This is a genomic window from Desulfobaccales bacterium (assembly GCA_041648175.1).
Lineage (GTDB): Bacteria > Desulfobacterota > Desulfobaccia > Desulfobaccales > 0-14-0-80-60-11 > 0-14-0-80-60-11.
Genome location: JBAZPO010000003.1, coordinates 170,329 through 189,976 on the forward strand (window position 1 = coordinate 170,329; position 19,648 = coordinate 189,976).

Annotated in this window: 16 protein-coding genes; 8 read left to right on the top strand and 8 right to left on the bottom strand. The window is 55.7% G+C overall.

What is annotated here, in order from left to right:
* Window positions 1-38 precede the first annotated feature (38 nt).
* The 8 genes from WC600_04300 to WC600_04335 all read right to left on the bottom strand — a co-directional run bounded on the left by WC600_04300 (window position 39) and on the right by WC600_04335 (window position 9,012).
* Complete coding sequence (locus tag WC600_04300) at window positions 39-2,195, bottom strand: adenylate/guanylate cyclase domain-containing protein (protein MFA4901947.1); 2,157 nt, start codon at window positions 2,193-2,195, stop codon at window positions 39-41.
* A gap of 98 nt (window positions 2,196-2,293) precedes the next feature.
* Entirely contained in the window at window positions 2,294-3,232 is a 939-nt protein-coding gene (locus tag WC600_04305) for a phosphatidylglycerol lysyltransferase domain-containing protein (protein MFA4901948.1), read from the bottom strand.
* Window positions 3,210-3,863 (bottom strand): ATP-binding cassette domain-containing protein, encoded by a 654-nt coding sequence (locus WC600_04310; GenBank protein ID MFA4901949.1) that lies wholly within the window; start codon window positions 3,861-3,863, stop codon window positions 3,210-3,212. Before WC600_04310 ends, WC600_04305 begins: the two co-directional genes overlap by 23 nt.
* Complete coding sequence (locus tag WC600_04315; protein ID MFA4901950.1) at window positions 3,854-4,573, bottom strand: ABC transporter permease; 720 nt, start codon at window positions 4,571-4,573, stop codon at window positions 3,854-3,856. The genes WC600_04310 and WC600_04315 overlap by 10 nt, the downstream gene beginning before the upstream one ends.
* Before the next feature lie 56 nt (window positions 4,574-4,629).
* Entirely contained in the window at window positions 4,630-5,445 is an 816-nt protein-coding gene (locus tag WC600_04320) for an extracellular solute-binding protein (protein ID MFA4901951.1), read from the bottom strand.
* 72 nt (window positions 5,446-5,517) lie between these two features.
* The gene (locus WC600_04325; protein ID MFA4901952.1) at window positions 5,518-7,611 is read right to left on the bottom strand and encodes a molybdopterin-dependent oxidoreductase; all 2,094 of its coding nucleotides are present in this window, start codon (window positions 7,609-7,611) and stop codon (window positions 5,518-5,520) included.
* A gap of 60 nt (window positions 7,612-7,671) precedes the next feature.
* Window positions 7,672-8,538 (bottom strand): substrate-binding domain-containing protein, encoded by an 867-nt coding sequence (locus WC600_04330; GenBank protein ID MFA4901953.1) that lies wholly within the window; start codon window positions 8,536-8,538, stop codon window positions 7,672-7,674.
* A gap of 90 nt (window positions 8,539-8,628) precedes the next feature.
* Window positions 8,629-9,012 (bottom strand): LysR family transcriptional regulator, encoded by a 384-nt coding sequence (locus WC600_04335; GenBank protein ID MFA4901954.1) that lies wholly within the window; start codon window positions 9,010-9,012, stop codon window positions 8,629-8,631.
* A 476-nt stretch (window positions 9,013-9,488) separates the two neighbouring features.
* On the opposite strand from WC600_04335, the gene WC600_04340 reads away from it, so the two are divergent.
* From WC600_04340 to WC600_04375, 8 genes are all read left to right on the top strand, one after another.
* Window positions 9,489-12,254: an MMPL family transporter gene (locus WC600_04340; GenBank protein MFA4901955.1), complete on the top strand. Its 2,766-nt coding sequence runs from the start codon at window positions 9,489-9,491 to the stop codon at window positions 12,252-12,254.
* Window positions 12,229-12,819 carry an ABC transporter substrate-binding protein gene (locus WC600_04345; protein ID MFA4901956.1) on the top strand — a complete coding sequence of 197 codons (591 nt, stop codon included), beginning with the start codon at window positions 12,229-12,231 and terminating at the stop codon, window positions 12,817-12,819. Before WC600_04340 ends, WC600_04345 begins: the two co-directional genes overlap by 26 nt.
* A 277-nt stretch (window positions 12,820-13,096) precedes the next feature.
* Complete coding sequence (locus tag WC600_04350; protein ID MFA4901957.1) at window positions 13,097-13,381, top strand: hypothetical protein; 285 nt, start codon at window positions 13,097-13,099, stop codon at window positions 13,379-13,381.
* Between the two features lie 498 nt (window positions 13,382-13,879).
* Window positions 13,880-14,533, top strand: coding sequence for a polysaccharide biosynthesis/export family protein (locus WC600_04355; GenBank protein ID MFA4901958.1), 654 nt, complete (start codon window positions 13,880-13,882; stop codon window positions 14,531-14,533).
* Window positions 14,534-14,557: 24 nt separating this feature from the next.
* On the top strand, window positions 14,558-15,769 hold the full coding sequence (locus WC600_04360) for an outer membrane beta-barrel protein (protein MFA4901959.1): 1,212 nt from the start codon (window positions 14,558-14,560) through the stop codon (window positions 15,767-15,769).
* A gap of 75 nt (window positions 15,770-15,844) precedes the next feature.
* A complete protein-coding gene (locus WC600_04365; protein ID MFA4901960.1) occupies window positions 15,845-16,849 on the top strand; it encodes a KpsF/GutQ family sugar-phosphate isomerase in 1,005 nt (334 codons plus the stop codon).
* 69 nt (window positions 16,850-16,918) lie between these two features.
* Window positions 16,919-18,670 (top strand): GNVR domain-containing protein, encoded by a 1,752-nt coding sequence (locus WC600_04370; GenBank protein MFA4901961.1) that lies wholly within the window; start codon window positions 16,919-16,921, stop codon window positions 18,668-18,670.
* A gap of 69 nt (window positions 18,671-18,739) precedes the next feature.
* Complete coding sequence (locus WC600_04375) at window positions 18,740-19,645, top strand: CpsD/CapB family tyrosine-protein kinase (GenBank protein MFA4901962.1); 906 nt, start codon at window positions 18,740-18,742, stop codon at window positions 19,643-19,645.
* Window positions 19,646-19,648: the final 3 nt, after the last annotated feature.

The window sequence follows — 19,648 nt, forward strand, 5'->3', positions numbered from 1 at the left end:
GGCTTAAAGTAAGGGTTCAAAATTCTTTATATTATATCTTATTTGGCGTCGGGCCGGAAGACCGTATCCCATGGGGCCGGAGGCGGCGTGGACTGGAAGTGCCGACAGCGCGCCAGAAAGATTTTGGCGGGACCATCTTCGGGGTCCTCTGTCAGGATGGAATCGAAGGCGGCCTGAGCTTCGGGGAAGCGGCCCTGCCGGTAAAGCTCTAACCCTTGGGCAAAATCCTGGCGCCGCCGGATGACCTCAGGGGCCAACTCTCCCGTGAGGCCCAGGACCTCGAAGACCCGGACCGCCCGCTCCTTGCCCTTCACCGCCACCAGGTCCAGTTCCCTGAACTCCACTCCGCCGTCACACGCGGCCACAGTAACTTCACTGGCCATGACATGGGAGCCGTAAAATTTGTTCACGCCTTCCAGGCGGGAAGCCAGGTTGACGGTGTCGCCGATGACCGTGTAGTCGAAGCGCTTCTCGGAACCCAGATTGCCCACGATGGCATCACCGGTATGCAGGCCAATGCGCATGGCTAGAGGGGGCAGGTTCAGGCTGGCAAACTGGCGGTTCAACTCCTTCAGGGCCGCCTGCTGCTTGAGCGCGGCCCGGCAGGCGCGCCGGGCCTGGTCCGGCTGGTCCAGAGGCGCGCCCCAGAAGGCCATGATGGCATCCCCTTCGAACTTATCCACCGTGCCTTCCTCTGCCAGGATGATCTCGGTCATGGAAGACAGGTAATCGTTCAAGAGTCCCACCACGGTTTCGGGGCTGAGGCGTTCTGAGATGGTGGTAAACCCGGCCAGGTCCGAGAAAAACAGGGTGACCCGGCGACGCTCGCCCCCCAGTTGCAGCTTTTCCGGATGCTCCAGCAAATGGTTGATGACGGCATCCGACATATACTGGCCGAACATGCGCCGGATATACAATTTTTGGCGCCCTTCGGTTGCATAACTGAAGGCTGCGGCCAGGGCGAAGCTCAAGCTCAGGGCGATGCCGGGTAGCACCGGGTCGGCCCACCAGCTAAAATGAAAGGCCGCCACAACCAGGGCCAGGTAACCCAAGGCCAGCACCGCGAACCCGGCCAGGGTGGCCGCAAGTCCTGAAAACCACAGGACCACCAGGACCATGGCGCTGGAGAGGATAAGGATCCCGGCCCAAAGCAGCCAAGCAGGGACTGGCCGAAGGAAGTCGCGCCGCAAGAGATTATCCAGCAGGGTGGCGTGCACCTCCACTCCGGGATAAATGGAGGCCACGGGGCAGGCCTTCATATCCAGGAGACCCGGCGCAGTGAGGCCCACCAGGACCCACTTGCCCGCGAAGGCTTGCGGGGGGTAGACCGGGGGGAGGCCGTGTTGGCGCCGGGACTCCGAGGCGATGACGTTGGCCGCGGAAAAACGTTTATGGCTGCGGCTCGGGCCCCGGAACTTGAGGAGGAAGAGCCCCTGGGGGTCCACCGGGATGGGGTTCTTGCCCACCAGCAGGGCGCCGGGAGTAAACCGCATTGCGTCCAGGGTCCCGAAGCGCTGAAATGCCGCGAACCCCAGGGTAGGCAGCCATTTATCCTGAAAGGGCACCACCAGGGGCACCCGGCGAAAGATCCCGTCCGCATCCGGGCGGGACTCGACATTGCCCAGGGCGGCAGCGGCCTTAAGCAGGGGCGGGATGGGCGTGACCACAGAGCGATAGCTCGTCTGATCTCGGGGCGGGGGACCGGGGATGGTAAGGCCGGCTTTTTGGAGCAGGTCCGCCTCCGTTGGGTTGGGCGGCTTGGTATCCCGGGATAGAAAGAACGGCAGCGCCACGTTACCGGCCGCGGCCGTAGCCTGGGCGAGACGCTGGTCGTCTTCGGGGCCATAAGACGAGGCCTCGGTGTACAGAATGTCGAAGATCACCGCTTTGGCCCCGGCCCACCGGCAATAATCGATGAGCGGGGCGTAGACCTGCCGGGGCCAGGGCCAGGTAATACCCTGGTTTTTAAAGAAATCCAGGTCGGGCTGATCCACCGTCACCACCACTACGTCGGGTGAGGCGGCCGGCAAGGGCACCTGACGGAAGAGCGTATCCAAGGTCTTGAGGCGATAGGGCTGGATGGCCCCGGAAAATTCCAGGATTAAGGACAGCACCAGGACCGCCAGGATAATTGCTCCGGCCGCCAGCCATTTGGCCTGCCGGGAAGCGGTGGTAAGGGCGAGGTTGCGTCTCATATTATTGTTGCGTCATATACATACAGGTTTAGGTGATTACGGTGGGCAATGCCCACCCTACATGAAAAGCGGAACGGATACCACAATATCCTACTGCCTCACGCCAGGCGGATACGATATTTCTCTACCAGGCGGTGGGGGTGGTATGATAATTTCGCCTTTCTCAAGCCCGGCTCCCCCAGGTCCTGCTCCCGGTTGATGAACGGCACCCCGGCCCAGACCTCGCGGGTGAACTGCTGATTGATGACCGCATAAAGGCTTCGCAACTCGGGGTCGGCTTTTTCCAAATGGATCACCGCAGTGTCCTGATTCAGCAGTTCGCCACAGGAAAAGGCCTGTACCCGGTCATCGATGAGGATCACCCCGCCCTGAAGGCCCAAGGCCTGGTAATTGGCCAGAACCGCACCGATGGCTTCCCACTCCCCCATCAGAGACATATCCTCATCACACTTTTTTACCTGGCACCAGCGGGCGCACAGGTACAAACAGGCAGAGAGGTATTCCTCCCGAAGGGGTGCATAGCGGTAGCGGTAAGCCCGGCCCAGGCTATTGATGTGGTTGCGCTGGGCATGGTATTTGCCCCCGGCTAACTCAATAAGATCAGCGGTTGAGTAGACGTAATCGAAATGATCTCGCACCGGCTCCACCACGAAGCCGGGCTGGCCTTCGAGTTCGGCCGCAAGCTTAGGGTCGGCCCGCTCGATGGCGGGGTTAGCCACTCCGTGTGCATCCCTCAGCCACTCCAAAAGCCGGCGGCAGAGGCCGGCCCGGGGCGGAGGACCCACGGGCGGCAGGGCCCAGGCTTGGTTATCGGCAGCTAAGCTCACTACCAGAAGTCGGTCCTGATCCAGGGACCACTGGTAGCCATAATGGGACTGCCACATGAAGCAATTGGTGAAGGTCAGCTCGGAGGTCTCGGGCTGATAGGCCCAGAGGAGGTTGCGGATAATGTCTCGATCTTCCAGGACAAGAGGCTTGAACCTGGGGAAAGCCGGCGGCGCCGAAGTGGAGTCGCTAGAGGGGGACAATTCTGCCATGCTCCATAACCAGTAAGTGATCGCCCAGCCGTCGAGCCTGAGCGGGATCGTGCGTCACTACTATTATGGTGGATTTTCCCCCAGATTTCATGTCTAACATGATTTGTTCAATAATTTCGGTATTTTTTGGGTCGATATTGGCAGTGGGCTCATCCAGCCAAAAGACCTCGGGCTCGAGGATCAGGGCACGGGCCAGCCCAAGGCGCTTGGTCTCGCCGCTGGAAAGGTCCGGGCCATTTTGCCGCCGTTTGTGGAACAGGCCGACGCGCTCTAAAACCACATTAACCCGGGCCTCGACCTCAGAGGCATGCCGACCCCGGATCTTCAAGCCATAAGCCACGTTATTGAACACCGAGGTGTTGAAGACCCCGATTTTGGGGAGCAATAAGGTGATCCGGCGGCGTAAGGAGAGATCAGGGGGGAGCAAGACACCCTGGTCAAGATAGCGCACCTGCCCGGCATCGGGAGGCTCCAGGAGGGCGGCGATCCGCAAAAAGGTGGATTTGCCGCTGCCGTTGGGCCCCAGCAAGGCGTAGGTCCGGCCAGGGTCAAAAGAGAACGAGCAGTCCCGCAAAATGGCCTGGCCGTGGTAGCTCTTAGAGATGCCGAAGACATCCAGGCTCAATCCCATAGGATGACTCCCGACCTGACCCGGCCGTGCCGCTGGAAAAACCTCAGGCCCACGTTGATCCCCAGGGCAATGAGCAGAAGGATAATTCCCAGGGCGATAGCCAGCTCAAATTCGCCTTTATCGGTCTCTAAAGCGATGGTCGTGGTCATGACCCGGGTATAACCGGCAATGTTGCCCCCGACAATGAGGATGGCCCCCACCTCAGCCATGACCCGGCCCAATCCAGCCATCACGCCCGCCATGATGCCGTAACGGGCCTCCCGTACCACTGCCATGACCTCTTGGAAGGGCGTGGCCCCCAGGGTGATGGCAGCCTGGCGGATCACCGGGTCCACCTTGACGATGGCGGCATGGGAGAGGGAAGCCACAATGGGAAAGACCAGGATAGCTTGAGCGATAATCATGGCGCTGGGGGTATAGAGCAGGCCGAAAAATCCCAGCGGGCCACTCCGGGACAGGATCAGGTAAAGGAAGAGCCCGACCACCACTGGAGGCAGGCCCATGCCGGTATTCAGCAGGCTCATCACCAGGCCCCTGAAGGGCACTCGCCGCCAGGCCAAGGCAACCCCCAAGGGCAGACCCAGGAGCGTAGCGATCACCAGGGCCGAACCCGAGACCTGCACGGAGAGGAGGATGATCTTGAAGAGCTCGGCGTTGATCGTGAAGATGAGCTTGAAGGCGCCGATAAACCCGTAGAGGATGGAGTGCATAAGGAGATGGCGGGCAGGTCAAAGGCCGTGACCCTTGACCTGCCCTTAAGCCTTAATTATTTGGCATTGGGAACAAACAGGGCATTCCCGTGCTTGTCTTTGAAAGACTTGATGGCATCCTGGCCTTCCGGGGAGATGAGCCAGTTGATGAACACCATGGCCTCTTTGTTTTTGACGTTTTTATGCTTTTCCGGGTTGACGGCCATCACGCCGTACTGATTGAACAGCACGGGGTCGCCTTCCAGGACCACCACCATGTCCAGCTTGTCCTTGTCCTTGGTGGCCAGCCAAGTGCCGCGGTCGCTTAAGGTATAGGCCTGCTTTTCATTGGCCACCCGCTGGGTCTTTTCCATGCCCTGGCCGGCTTCCAGATACCATTTTTGGCCTTTTGGGTCAATCCCCGCGCCCTTCCAGACGGCCAGCTCTTTGATATTGGTGCCGGATTTGTCACCCCGGGAGACAAACGGGGAACCACTGGCCGCAATCTTCTTGAAGGCCTCGGCGGCGGACTTCAGACCCTTGATTTTGGCCGGGTCATTGGTAGGACCGATGATGACGAAATCGTTGTACATGACGTCGTGGCGATTCACGAAGTAACCCTCTTCGACGGCCTTTAATTCCAGAGACTTGGCATGGACGAAGACGACATCTGCGTCACCTCTCTTGCCGATTTCGATGGCGGCCCCGGTGCCCACCGCCACCACGTCAACCTGGATACCGGTCTTTTTGGCGAAAATGGGCAGGATGTAATCAAACAAGCCCGAATTCTGGGTGCTGGTGGTGGAGGCGCATTTGATCCGGGTTTCAGCCGACACGCTTCCCGCCGCCACGACCACCGCTAATACTGTGAATACGCAGAGACCCTTCAACATCTTCGATCCTCCTTAATTAGACGATTTCCCGAGAAATGTCGCTGATCATTTCTATTCTTAAAGTTTGGAAGACTAGGCCTTCTCAAGCTTATGGACCGTGACGAAATGCTCCTGTAAGGCCATGGCGCCGCCAGCCTGATCCCACATAGCTAGCCCTCCGACCATAAAATCGTTATCGGCCACTCCTTTGCCCCGGGCTCGGCTTTCGACGGGCAGGGTATGCCCGAAACCGTGGACCATGAAGACCGCGTCGGGGTGAATCATATCCGTCACCTTGGTCTTGATTCTACCTCGGTGGCCGTTGCTGGCCAGTTCCACCACCTCGCCGTCAGCGATTTTCAGTTCATCCGCTCGTTGCCGGTTGATCCACAGCACGTTTTCCGGCATCTGCTCCGACAACAGGGGATTATTGACGGTATGCCCCTGGGTGTGCACCGCGCAGCGCCCGAAGGTCAGGCGGAATTGCCCCGGACCTGGTGTGGCTGGAGATTCATACGGCAGCAAGGACGGAACCCCGGCCTTCTCCAGACGGTCGGTGATGATCTCGATTTTGCCGGAAGGGGTCTTGAAGCTGAGTTCCTCCCGGGAGCGATACTTCGGTTTTTCGGCCAGCGACACCATCCCCGTGGCCTCGAAATCCGCCATGGTGACCCCAGTGCCCTGGAGCTGATAGTCCCAGATATCATTGATGCTGTCGAAGACCAGGGGAGCAAGATCCAGGCGCCGGGCCAGCCCGCTTAAAATCTCCCAATCAGCCTTCGTGTCGAACGCGGGGTCCACGGCCCGCTGACGCAGAAAGAAGTATGGCTTGAGGCCGTTTTTACAAGCCAGGATGCTTTCCCGCTCCAGGTAGGGGGACAGGGGTAGCACCACGTCGGAGTACCAGGCCGTATCGGACCAACTGAAGGTGACGGATACCAGGAAATCCAGTTTATCAAAAATATTTTTCAAGGCGGCCGAATCCGGGTAGGCCATGAGGGGGTCATGACGATAGGCGATGTACGCCTTGACTGGGTAAGGGTCTTCGGTGGCGATGGCCTGAAAGGCCAGATGCAGCAAACCCGGGCCGCTGTCAAAATGGGAATACCGCCATCCCACGCCATCGGAGCGCTGGTCTTTCGGTTTGGGGACCAAATCCACCAGCTTTTTAAGGCCCTTGCGCCCCACGTCGCTGGGCTTGTTAGCCACCGGCAGCCCGCCCTTGGCCCCGATACTGCCCAACAGGGCGTTGATCAGGTAGGCGGTCCGGGACTGGTAAAAGGAGTTCTTATACCGGGCGTTCATCCAGCCGGGGTGCCAGATGACCGCGGGGCTGGCCTTGGCCAAGTCCTGGGCGAAGACACTGATTTCGGCGGCGTCAACGCCGGTTTCCGCCGCGGCCCATTCCGGGGTGTAGTCTTTGACAAAGGCCGCCAACTTATCCAGATCGTGGATCCAGCGTTGGGCAAAGTCCACATCGTAGAGCTTGTGGGCCAGGAGTTCATGGATGATCGCCAGGTTTAAGGCATAGTCTGTGCCGGGACGGACGAGGAGAAACCGGTCCGCCTTGGCGGCGGAGATATTGGCCCGGATGTCGATGACCGTCAGTTTGCAGCCTTTGGCCATGCCTTCCAACAGGTCATTTACTTCTTTGACGTTGATGGCCTCAAAGATATTGCGGGTCTGGAGGACCACGTGGCGGGCATTCTTATAGTCGTAGCCCACTTCTTTACGGCCGCCCCCGATGACCGAGAGCGCCGCATGTTGCACATTACGGGCGCAGGCCGAATCGTGGTTGCAGTAATTAGGTGACCCCAGGCCCCGCATGAAGGCCTGGTACAGGTCCCGGAAGGGGCCACCACGGTCGGAGAAGAGCACCGTTTTCGCCCCGTATTTGTCCATGACGTCCTTGAGCCGCTCCGCAGTATAATCCAGGGCCTCATCCCAACTTACCTGGCGCCACTTGCCCTCGCCCCGGGCGCCAGTGCGAATCATCGGATACTGTGGACGTTCCCGATCCTCGATGAGGGCAATGCCTGCTCCCCCCCGGGCGCAGAGGGCGCCTTCCATTCCGGCCGCATGAGGATTGCCTTGAATAAAGCTGATACGGTTTTCCCTCACCTCAACCTGAATGGGACACCGCACCGTACACATGCCACAGATACTATAAACTTGCTTGCCGGCCAAAATTATTCTCCCTGGGCTAAATTGTGCTCAGTCCTCCTTAGCTTGCCACTCGGCAGCCGGTTAATGCACATACTGACGGGCGTAAGCGGCATCATTATAGAGTCCCTCGCCGTACCGGTCTTTGCCATAATCTTTGATGATCTGCTGGCCCGCCGGAGAGGCCACAAATGCGATAAACTTGGCCGCCAGCGCCGCTTGCGGGGTAGCGCCCTGGGGCTGGCAGAGGGCATGGTAGGTGTTTATCAACAGCTTGTCGCCCTTGTAAAGCACCTTGAGATTGGGCATATTCTTTTTCTCGGCCGCCCAGGTGCTGCTGTCCACCATGAAGTAGCCCTTCTCCTGGTCGGCTCGCTTCAGGGTGGCGGTCATAAAATCTTTGGTGACGATATACCAGGGTCCCTCCGGCTTGACGCCGGCCTCTTTCCAGATGGCCAATTCTTTCTTATGGGTGCCGGAATTGTCGCCCCGGGAGAAAAATTTTGCTTTGGCCGCGGCAATGCGGCGATAGGCGTCCAGGGCACTCTTGGCTTCAGCGATTTTGGCCGGATCGTTGGCCGGGCCGACTATATAGAATTCGTTGGAGCCGATAAGAGTGCGGTCAATGGCCCAGCCCTCCTGCACCGCCTGCTTTTCGGCGGCCGGGGCATGCACCATGATCATGTCGACTTGCTTTTCTTTGAGCAACTGGAGCGATTTTCCCGAACCGGCCTTAAGCCACTGGAGGGTAATCTTCCCCTGCATGGCCTTATCAAACCCTTCCCCCAGGGCCTTGAGCAGCCCCAACTCCCCGGGGCTGCCGGTGGCGAGCGTAAATTTTTCGGGACCGCTGCCATATACGCCGTTAAATGGAGCCGGGGCTGCCAGCGCTGCGAGAGACGCCAGTAATAAAATGAGACCCGCTACCGCTGCCAGAAATTTTTTCACCATGCCCCACCTCCCGTTATAGAAAATTTTTGAGTTTCTGATATGGCTATTCTTTTCAGGGAATATCCATGTCCAAAAAAATTTTGTCCGTACTTAAAGCTTCTGGGTCTGAATCCACTCCCGGAAGGTGTCCACCAGACGCCAGAACTGGGCCACGATTTCCTCACCGGCAGGGGTGAGCCAGGCCCGGCCGCCATTTTTCCCGCCAAAGCTCCGGGACACCAGTTCTTCGCCCGCGAGCCGGTTCATTTCGGCTACCAGCGACCAGGCATGGCTGTAGGCCATATCCATGGACCGGGCTGCAGCCGCAATGGAGCCCAGCTCCCGGATGCGTTCCAGGAGCACCACCCGTCCCCAACTCAGGAAAGCCTCGCCGTCTTTTTCCAGCCAAAGGCGGCCCTTGATCTTAAACCCGGTGGGGGCGGGACTTTCGGCCAGGGCAGTGCCCCGGCCATGATCGGTTCTTTTTCTTGCCATGGCCTTATTCTTTTTAGAAAATAGCCAAAAATCCATTAAAAACCAAGGATTTTTTCTTCCCGGTTGCCAAGCCGCAAGATTTCAGATAGTTTTATATATATCCTAACTCTACTAACAGTCCCAAGCACTGCATTGGCATCTTCTCGATCACACCTTCTGGGCCATTAAATCTTAAGGTATACGGTGCTGTAGTCGTGGCGCTCTTTATTCCGCCAGGAGCCGGGAACGAGGGAAAATATTACTTGACTTTATTTTTACTATAAGCTGAATATATGAGCAATATCAAAAGATTTTGGGATGAGCCCTGGTCCGGAGTCTATCCTTGGGGGAGGGAGGCCTTCCCGGGCCTGGGAACACACGGACGCGCTGCCGCAAGCGTTACTTCAGCTGTACCCTAATCCCCAAAAAATTCGCCTCAAGAGTTGAGGAAGACTTTGCCTCTTCGCAAGCATGAAAAATCATCCTGCGCCTCGTTAATGCGCGGGTTTAGACTGTGCGCCTGGCCCATCCTGATTGTGGCCGTGGTTCTGGCCGTGGCTTCAGTCTATTATACTTTTACCCACCTGACGGTCCGCACCAGCCGCAACGACCTGGTGGCCAGTAACCAGCGCCTTATCCAACAGAGCGAGAAGATGGACAAGGCCTTTGGGGGCCGTGACGGCATGGTGGTGGTGGTAGAGAACGGGCATCCCCGCCGGGCCATTAAGTTCGCCGAAGACTTGGCCACGGAGTTGCGGCGCTATCCTGAGCATTTTCCTGAACTTTTCTATCATATCAACCCAGAGAGCTTCAAGCATTCGGCCCTCCTCTATCTGGACGACAAAGATCTCACCAAGATCAAAGATAGTCTTCTGGGGCAGCAAAGTCTGCTGTCGGGCCTGGCCGCCAACCCGAGCCTGCTCACCTTCTACCAGTTAGTGAATGACCAGATGGCCCGGGCCATGATCGGGGAACTCTTCACTGGCTTTTTGGGTGAAAAGGAGAAAAAGGAACTACCGGATGTGTCCCTGCTGAATGCCTCTCTCCGGGGCCTGGTTGCCAGCCTGGAGGGTAAAAAACCCCAGAATTCCCTGTTCAGCAGCTTTTTCCCAAAGGAACTGAGCGACTTAGGCGACGCGGGCTACTTTTTCACCGATAATGACAAATTCCTTTTGTTCCTGGTGACGCCCAAAGGTGACGGTTATGCTTCCCGCAGTTTAGACCTGGCTCTCCTGCGCGACGTGGTGCATCGGGTCCAAGCCCGGTATCCCGGCTTGCAGGCGGGGGTGACCGGTCCTGACGCCCTGGAAGCCGACGAGATGCACAGTTCCATGCAAGACATCACCCTGGCCACTTGGCTATCCCTGGCCGGCCAGTTATGTCTGATGATACTGTTTTTCTGGAGTCTGAGGCGCACCCTGGTGGAGGGGTTTGTGCTCATCCTGGGTCTGTGTTGGACTTTTGGGCTAGTCACCCTGGTGGTGGGCCACCTCAACCTCCTCTCTCTGATTTTTGCGCCGTTAATGTTGGGACTCACCATTGACTACGGCATTCACTGGTTTTGCCGCCTGGAAGAAGAGGAAGGCGCCGCGGGCCATTGCAGCACCGAGGTATTAGCCTGCACGTTTCAGCGCTCGGCCCCGGGGATCGTCTACGCCGGTTTGGCTGCCGTTGTTTCCTTTGTGCCTCTGGCTTTTGTGGGCTTTAAGGGGCTGGCGGAATTGGGCATCATCCTCGCTATGGGCATCCTGGTGATGCTGATCGCCACCCTGGTCCTGGTGCCATCCCTGGTGATTATTACGGAAAAATGCACTCCGGGGGACTTCCCCCAGGAATGTCCGCCGCAACCCATACCGTTTCTGCATCTGCATTGGCGTCGGCCTGGTCTCATGGTCGCTCTGGGGGTGATGATTACGGCCCTTGGGGGGGTTGCTCTACACTATGTTCCATTCGATCTGAACCCCCTGCACCTGCAGAATCCTTCTGCCGAATCAGTGGTGTGGGAATACAAGCTCATCGAGGATTCCAAATACTCCACCTCATATGGCGCCCTGGCCACAGCCTCTCTCAAGGAACTTCAGGCCCGGAGCGAGGCCCTGAAAAAGCTGCCCACGGTCTCTCACGTAGAGTCAGTGCTCTCTTTTCTGCCTCATCAGGTAACGGAAAAACGTCAGATCCTCAGGGAGATGCTGCCGGTCATCCGCAGCATCAACTTCCCCGGGGCCCCGGCGGGATCCTCCGATCCCCAGAAGTTGGCCGGGATTTTGAGCCGGCTCAATTTTAAAATGGCTGAAGCCGTCAAGAACCTTGAAAAGGAGCAAGCGGCCACCAAGGAGCAGTTTGTGGAGACCCATCGGCTCATTAATCAGATTGTGCCGCGGCTTTTGGCCGACGATCCTCAATTGAACCGCCGCCTGGCAGACTATGGGAAGTATTTTTTCTCGGATCTGAGAGACACCTGGGACCAGTTCCGGGACTACGTCATATCGGGGTTGAATGCCCCGGTCCCCACTCTGGCGGACTTGCCCCGGCCAGTCCGACAACGCTTCGTCAGCCCTGATGGCTTGTACCTCATCCGGGTTTTTCCTTCGGAAGATACCTGGAATTTTGGCCCCCTGAAACGGTTTGTTAAAAGTCTCTGGAGTGTTGACCCTAATTCCGTCGGGGACCCGGTGCTCCTGTATAACTTCACTCTGGGGTTCCGAAATTCCATCCTCTGGGCTGCGGGCATGGCCTTATTGGCCATTGCCGTCATGCTGGTGCTGCTCTTCCGCAGCCTGACAATGGCCCTGCTGGCGCTGATTCCTTTGCTGGTGGGCACGGGCCTCACCATTAACTTGATGTGGCTGCTCAACCTCCCGTTCAACCAGGCCAATGTCCTTTTCGTGCCGTTGGTTCTGGGGGAGGGGATTGAATTCGGGATCATTATTTTGGCCCGGTGGCGGTTGGAAGAATCGGCCAGGGCCATTACTCTGCCCGCCAGCACCGCCAAAGGGGTGGCCCTGGCGGCCTTGACCACGACCTTGGGGTTCGGGAGTCTGATGGTTTCAGGGCACCGGGGCACCTTCAGCTTGGGGCTGTTGGCAACCGTGGGCAGCCTGAGTGTGCTTGTGGCCTCTTTGAGTATCTTGCCGGCTTTCCTCCGCCTGGTGGAAAAGGGTTACAACCTCCAACCCTCGGTTAAGCCCTCTCTGGGCCTGGGACGCTGGTTGCATCGAATGATAAGGAAGAAAACCGATGAGAAGACCGCTCTGGATCTTTAGCCTGGCTCTGGCTGTTTTCTGGGTTTGGACCATGCCCGCCCGGGCGGAAAGTCCCACGGCTTACGCGCGGGGCATCCTGGATAAGGTCATGAGCCTGCAAAATGGCGCCGCCCTGTCCAGCCAGGCCAGGGCGAACGCCATTCACGGCATTATTGAGCGCAGCTTCGATTTTGCCATGATGGCCAAAAATTCGCTGGGCTCAACCTATGACAGCATCAGCGCGGGCCAGCGCCAGGACTTCACCAGCACCTTCAGCTACCTGTTCCAGGATTCTTACACTCGCCTGGTCCTCAACTTCCTCAAAAAGGAAAACATCCAGTATGGCGCCGAACGCCGGGAAGGCGATAGAGCCCAGGTAGCCACCACCATCGTACGCCCCAATGAGAACATTCCGGTAACCTATCTGATGCACGCGACCGGTCAAGGATGGATTCTCTATGATGTCATTGTGGATGGGGTCAGCATTCTGCATAATTACCAGACACAGTTCGGACAGGCCATCCGCACCAAGTCTTTCGGATTTCTCCTGAATAAAATGGAAGAACAGCGCCGCGCCCTTCAATAACTGCATGAGCCGGCTGCCGGCCCTTGTGCTCCATCCCCTTTGCTCTGTCTGCCGCACCACGGAAATATTGCCCGCATCAGCCACGTCTAGCGCTTTTTATTCTTTACTAAGTAAGTTGCGCTTTGCTACGGGCGGCATTGACATCGCTCAAATTTTTCTTACCTTTCAAGACAAATCCCGGTTCAGCGGATCAGGAATCCCCTTGAAGCTGCAGGTGCCTTCACCACCCTAAGAAGTTGATGGCAATGCCGGGCTATTGACTGAAGGAGGAAGAGAGATGGTTATATATGTCACCCAAGCCGGTTCAGAGCGCAAGGAACTCGAGGAAGTTCTGGTGAAAGAAGGAGTGACCTACCAGCAGTGCCCTGCAGGCCAAGATCGAGAATTGGGCAGTCCGTTGCTGGAAATCCAGGCTAATCTGCCGGAGGTCTTTCCTGTGCCGTCCCTGTACGCCCAGAGCGAAGGGGATGTCCGGGCCTGGCGTCTGCCTTCCGGGCGGTTGATTATCACCGACTTACAGGGCAACCTGGAACAGATTGCTACGTCGCCGCCTTCAAGGTAGTGGAAAAAGCCGGGTGAAGGAGAGAGCGGCCCCAGGCGGCTGCCCTTCACCCGCTGATGATCTCTCGAAGCAAGGCCGAACGGCTTGCGGCCTTCCTCCTGTCAAGCCGTGAGGTTCTCTCAACAGACCGCCATTCGGCGGACTCCCCGACGGATCTCGCGCCACCGAGGCTTTCATGCCTTTTCCAATACCATGTTTCACTTGAGAACAATGATGATCAACTGTTCGGACAGTTGTTCACTTTTTGAGACATTACCTAACTCGCAATTACCGGTTGATTCAATTTAAATTAACAATTTTAAACAGTTCCAAAATTGGCCCTCAAATTGCAATCTTGGCAGTAACGTGCTGGTTCCCTTCTGCAAGCGTCAGAATGGCGGGGCCGGAAAATACGGTTGATTTATCATCAATCTGAACAAAATTTTTACAAAAAAGGATTGAGAGTTTCTTATGATCAATTATAATAGCCTCGATGGCGGGCAAAATAGGAGGCCTAACATGTTAGGTCTAAGATTGATGGGGCTCTCTTCACAGCACAGCTGGCAATGGTTCTTAAGTGCAGTTGTGGTGGTACTCGGCTTGGTGGCCATATCCGGCTGCACCCCGCCGGCAACAAGCCACCTCACCGATGCTCAGGCTGCGGCCGCTACGGTGGCCGATCCGGATCAGGACAAATATCTTTTGGGTCCGGAAGATGCCATTGAAATTTCCGTCTGGAAAGAACCCGACCTGACCAAGCAGCTGGTCGTGCGGCCCGACGGTAAGATCACCTACCCCTTGATCGGTGAGGTTCAGGCCTCCGGGCGTACCGTCAAGCAGCTCCAGGAAGACATCCTCAAACGCCTCGAAAAGTATGTGACGGATGCTCACGTAACCGTCATTCTCCTCAAAGCTCAGAATTATAAGATCTACGTGACCGGTAAGGTCAACAAGCCGGGGGATTTCATGACAGGCAAGCCTGTCAATGTCATGCAGGCCATCTCCATGGCGGGCGGCTTGACGCCTTTCGCCTCGCCCGGCTCGATCATGGTAATTAGGTCAGTGGGCGGTAAAGAAGAGACTTATCCGTTCAATTATAAAGACGTGGCGCGGGGGTTCATGTTGGAGCAGAATCGAACGCTTTTACCGGGGGACGTGGTGGTCGTCCCTTAACGGAAAGGGAGAGATTGGGGGGATATGGGGACTAAAACTTGGGGGCTGGCGGGACTGGTAATCATCATGAGCATGGGAATGGTTAATATGGCCGTATCAGCTGATTGGTCCATCGTGCCTTCAGTCACTCAGCGGTCCGAATTTAACAGCAACTTGAATCTGTCGCCTACTAACGTGCTTAGCGATTATGTTTTCTCCCTGCAGCCAGCCGTTGACTTTAACTACACTACGGAAATCAGTCAGTTACAGGGACATTTGGGACTACTGGGCCAGCATTACATCAGCCATAGTGACATCGACCATATCGACCAAAATTACCAAATCAATGGGCGATATCAGGCGACTCCCAAGGTGAATCTGTCATTGAATACCACCTATATCAATGATTCGACTTTGGTTCAGGAATTAGAGACTTCCGGGCTGGTAATCGGCCGCACCCCGCGTCAATCTTTCTATGCCGGTCCGGGAGTCACCTACAATGTCACGGAACGCCTTTCTGCCACGGCCAACTACAGCTTTAACCGGGTGCTTTACCAGGCGTCCCAATTTACCGATTATACCAGCCACCAAGCGGGTCTGAACTTTACTTATTTATTAAAAAATGAGAAGACCTCACTCATTAGCAATAATAACGTCAGTGAAACGCTCTATCCCGGCGGTAATTACAGTAAATCCATAGGGATTTATGGAGGCGTAAATCATAAGTTTTCCGAACGCTGGGATGCCAACCTCATGTCTGGAGCAAATATAAATTTCTACAGCTTTGATACCCAGGTGTTGGATTCTTCGCAGTTCCCGTTCTTTACTTCAGTGAAGACTAAAAGACTTAATAGTTCAGGTGTGTCCCCGTATGTTAATTTCTCTACCAGTTACCGCTGGACCAATTTGACCGTGACCGGTGGCGGTAGCATGAGTCAACAAGCTTCGGCCTATGGGGCGGTTTATCAGGTGAACAGATTATTCGCGGCTATAGGTTATAATATTACAGAGAAATTGAGCGCCGGCTTGAGCGGGAGTTATTCTCTTAGCAATCAGTCGAGTCAAGATATCAGCAGCGAATGGAATTACTATAATGTCAGCCCCTCGCTTAGTTATAGGATCACTGAACGTTTTTCAGTATCACCCGGATACAGTTTTTCGAATAACGCGAGCCTGACCGACACCGGTTCATCGGCACATAATCATGTTGCCTGGATCCAATTTTCTTACACTTACCCCATTCATTATCAGAAATAACGCTAGATTAATTATTAATTAGCCATAACCTGCAAAAGTATCTTTGCAAGAGGGACACCTAACTCCGAGTGCCTTATGCTAAAAAAATTTCCAACAAACTCTCCAACGCCGGATTGGCTAGAAATCGCCCGGACTGTTTTGGAAAACGAAGCCAAGGCCTTAGCTGCGGTCGCGGCTCGGCTGAATCATAGTTTGACCGAAGCAGTAGAGCTTTTGCTCCGACATGAGGGCAAAGTAGTTGTGAGTGGGATTGGAAAATCTGGCCATATTGGCCAGAAAATTGCTGCTACGCTTGCAAGCACCGGAACCCCGGCGGTCTTTCTCCATGCTGCCGAGGCGGTCCACGGCGATTTGGGGATCTATACCCCTGGGGACCCCAGCATCCTGATTTCCAAAAGCGGCAGCACCGCGGAATTGCTTCGGCTAATCCCCATCTTGCGACAATTCTGCTCTCCCTTAATCGCCATCGTGGGCAACCTCAACGCTCCTATGGCCAAACAGGCCGATGTGGTCCTGGATGCCCGGGTGGAAAGAGAAGCCGATCCCCTCAACCTGGCGCCGACCTGCAGCACAACTGCGGCATTAGCCCTGGGGGATGCCTTAGCAGTGGCGTTGATGCAGGCTCGTCGATTTACTGATCAAGATTTTGCCCGCTTCCACCCCGCCGGCCAATTGGGCCGGAATCTCTGGCTGAAAGTGGCGGATGTGATGCACCAGGATGAAGCCGTCGCCTGGGTGAAACCGGAAACCCCCTTGCGCCAGGTAATTATCGCCATGTCCCATCACCCCCTGGGAGCGGCGTGCGTGGTGGATAAGGAGCATCTGCTCCTGGGGATAGTCACTGACGGCGACCTGCGGCGAGTTCTCCTAACCCACGAAGAGATCCAAGGCTTGCGGGCCGCAGAATGCATGACGCGCCAACCCACCACTATTTCCCCCCAGGCCAGTTTAAAAGAGGCCACCCGGCTGATGGAAGATCGCCCCTCGCAGATTTCTGTCTTACCCGTGGTGGATCCGCTGAGCCAACGCTGTTTGGGCTTAATACGGATCCATGATATTTATCAACCGGAACTGATCTAGGGAATGATTATTGCATAGCCTATTTGTCAAGAATAATTAGGTACCCTCGGCACCCGAGAGGAACAAAGTATGATGCCAAATGAAGCAGCCGATTTCGGACAGTATGTAGCGATTTTTAAAAGCAGGAAAAAGTATTTTATCATCCCTGCCTTGACGATTTTTGTGGTAGCCGCCCTGTTCGCTTACCTCTGGCCTGCCACCTATCAATCGAGCTCGACCATTTTAATCGAGGAACAGCAAATTCCTCAGGAGTTTGTCAGGTCCACGGTGACAGGCTTTGCGGATCAGCGGATCCAGAGCCTGACCCAGCAGATCCTGTCTCGCGTCAAACTCTGGGAGATTATTCAACAGTTCAAGCTCTATCCTCAACTCCAAGAAAAATATACCCGGGAAGAGATTCTGGAAAAGATGCGCGATAATATCAGGCTCGAAACCATCAGCGCCGAGGTGGGAGATCAGAAAAAACGACGGGGGGGGCAACCCGCCGTGACCATCGCCTTCTCCATTGCCTACAAGGGAGATAACCCCGGGATGGTGCAAAAGGTGGCCGGAACGTTAGCATCCCTTTATCTTGAACAAAATCTCAAGACCCGGGAAGCCCAAGCCCAATCCACCACCAAATTCTTGGAAGCGGAACTGAAGGAATTGCATGAGCGCATACAGAATCTGGGGAAGAAAATTACCGCCTTCAAAGAGCAAAATGAGGGCTTGCTGCCTGAGCAGCAACGCTTTAACCAGGAACAAGTTGCACGCATGGATACCGAGATAAAGCAACTGGAAAACAATATTCGCAACGCTGAGGAGCGGAAAACCTACATAGAAGGGCAACTCGCCACAGTGAGTCCGGATACTACTTACACCGGCGGCTCCGGGGAAAAGCTTTTGTCGCCGTCCGAGCGCCTCAAGGCCCTGGAAGTTGTCTTGGCCGACCTCCGGTCGAAGTTTTCTCCCGACCATCCTGATATCCGCAAGGTGCTTCGGGAAATTGGCGAACTCAAGAAATTACCCGGAGCAACTTCCGGGAGCGCCGTGGCGCGCCGCAAGAAACTTGCCCACCTTAAAAACGAATTAGCCGAGAAACAGGGGAAGTACTCCGACCAGCATCCTGAAGTAAAAAAGCTGAATGCCGAAATCGCCAATCTTGAACAATTACCTAGCAAGCCCAGTGCTTCTCAATTCACCACCGAACCGGAGAATCCGGCGTTCATCAGTCTCACCACCCAGGCCAAGGCCGCCGAGATCGATATCAGCGCGTTTCGCAACCAGCAAGCCGCCTTGCAAAGCAAAATCCGGATGTATCGGCAGCGTCTCGAGGATGCTCCGAAGGTGGAACAGGGGTATATGGCCCTCATGCGGGATTATCAAAATGCCCATGCCAAACACCAGGAGGTCATGAACAAAATCCTGGAGGCCCGCATCGCCGAAGGTATGGAAGAGCATCAGAAGGGGGAGAAGTTTACCCTCATTGACCCGGCGAGTTACCCCGAGAAACCGGTTTCCCCCAACCGTCTGTTAATCCTTTTGGCCGGAATCTTCTGTAGCCTGGGAGTGGGGGCTGGAAGTGTCGCCCTGGTGGAGCATTTGGACCACTCGGTAAAAGACAGCGATGATTTGGTTCGACTCACCGGCCTACCCGTATTGGGATCCATTATCCGGATTCAGACCGAGGAAGACATCGTCCAGGCGCGTCGGAAACGCAAATTGATCTGGATGGCTTCCTGCTCTTCCTTGATCATCGGACTGGTCTTGTTTCATCTTCTTTACATGGACCTCTGGATACTCACTGCCAGACTTTTGCGGCTGGCTGGAAAATACACCTGACCGGCACGATCTTGGTAGGGGCATGGAGTTGAATTCTTTAGCTAACCTTAATCCAGGGAAGATACGACCGTGAGTTTTATAAATAAAGCCTTAGAAAAAGCCAAGTCCTTGCATCACAAAACAGTGGAGCCTCAACTCCCCACCGGTCAAGAGCTGCCACAGGCGCCTTTCCCTGATCTGGAAGAGATGGCGGGGTTTGGCGAGACTCAAGGAGAAATCCATTACACTTATACCCGCAAGATAGCCGTTAGTATGGAGATGCTTCGCCAAAATCGCTTAATTGTTAACGGCAGTGATAAGACTCTGTTGGAAGCCTATAAGCTGTTGCGAACCCACGTCTTGCATCGCACCAAGAAAGAACATCGGAATACCCTGATGTTTACCGGCCCTTTGCCCAACGAGGGCAAATCTCTTACCGCAATCAATCTGGCCATAGCCATTTCCCAAAAAGTGGGACAGACCGTGCTGCTGGTGGATGGTGATTTGCGCAATCCGTCTATTCACCGCTACCTGGATCTGCCCTCGGGCCCGGGGCTCATGGATTTCTTGATTTCAGGCTACCCTATCGCAGACTCCCTGGTGCATCCGGAGGGCCTGGCCAATCTGGTGGTGCTCCCTGCGGGCAGCGCGACCCACGATTCCGCCGAACTCCTTAGTTCTCCCCGGATGTTGGATTTGGTTCGGGAACTGAAACATTTTTATCCGGACCGCTACGTTCTCTTTGATTTGCCCCCTTTGCTCTACGCCGATTCCTTGGCCTTCGCCCCACTGGTGGATGGCATCATTTTGGTGGTGGAGTCCGGCAAAACGCCTCGGGAAGAAATCGCCCACGCCATGGACCTGCTCAAAGAATTTCCGGTACTGGGCTTTGTGCTCAATAAAATCGACACCATGCCAATGTCCTACGACTATTATCCCAAATACTATCGGGATCAGGACTCTCAAAAACCCCTCACTCTACCCTGGCAGAAATGAGCC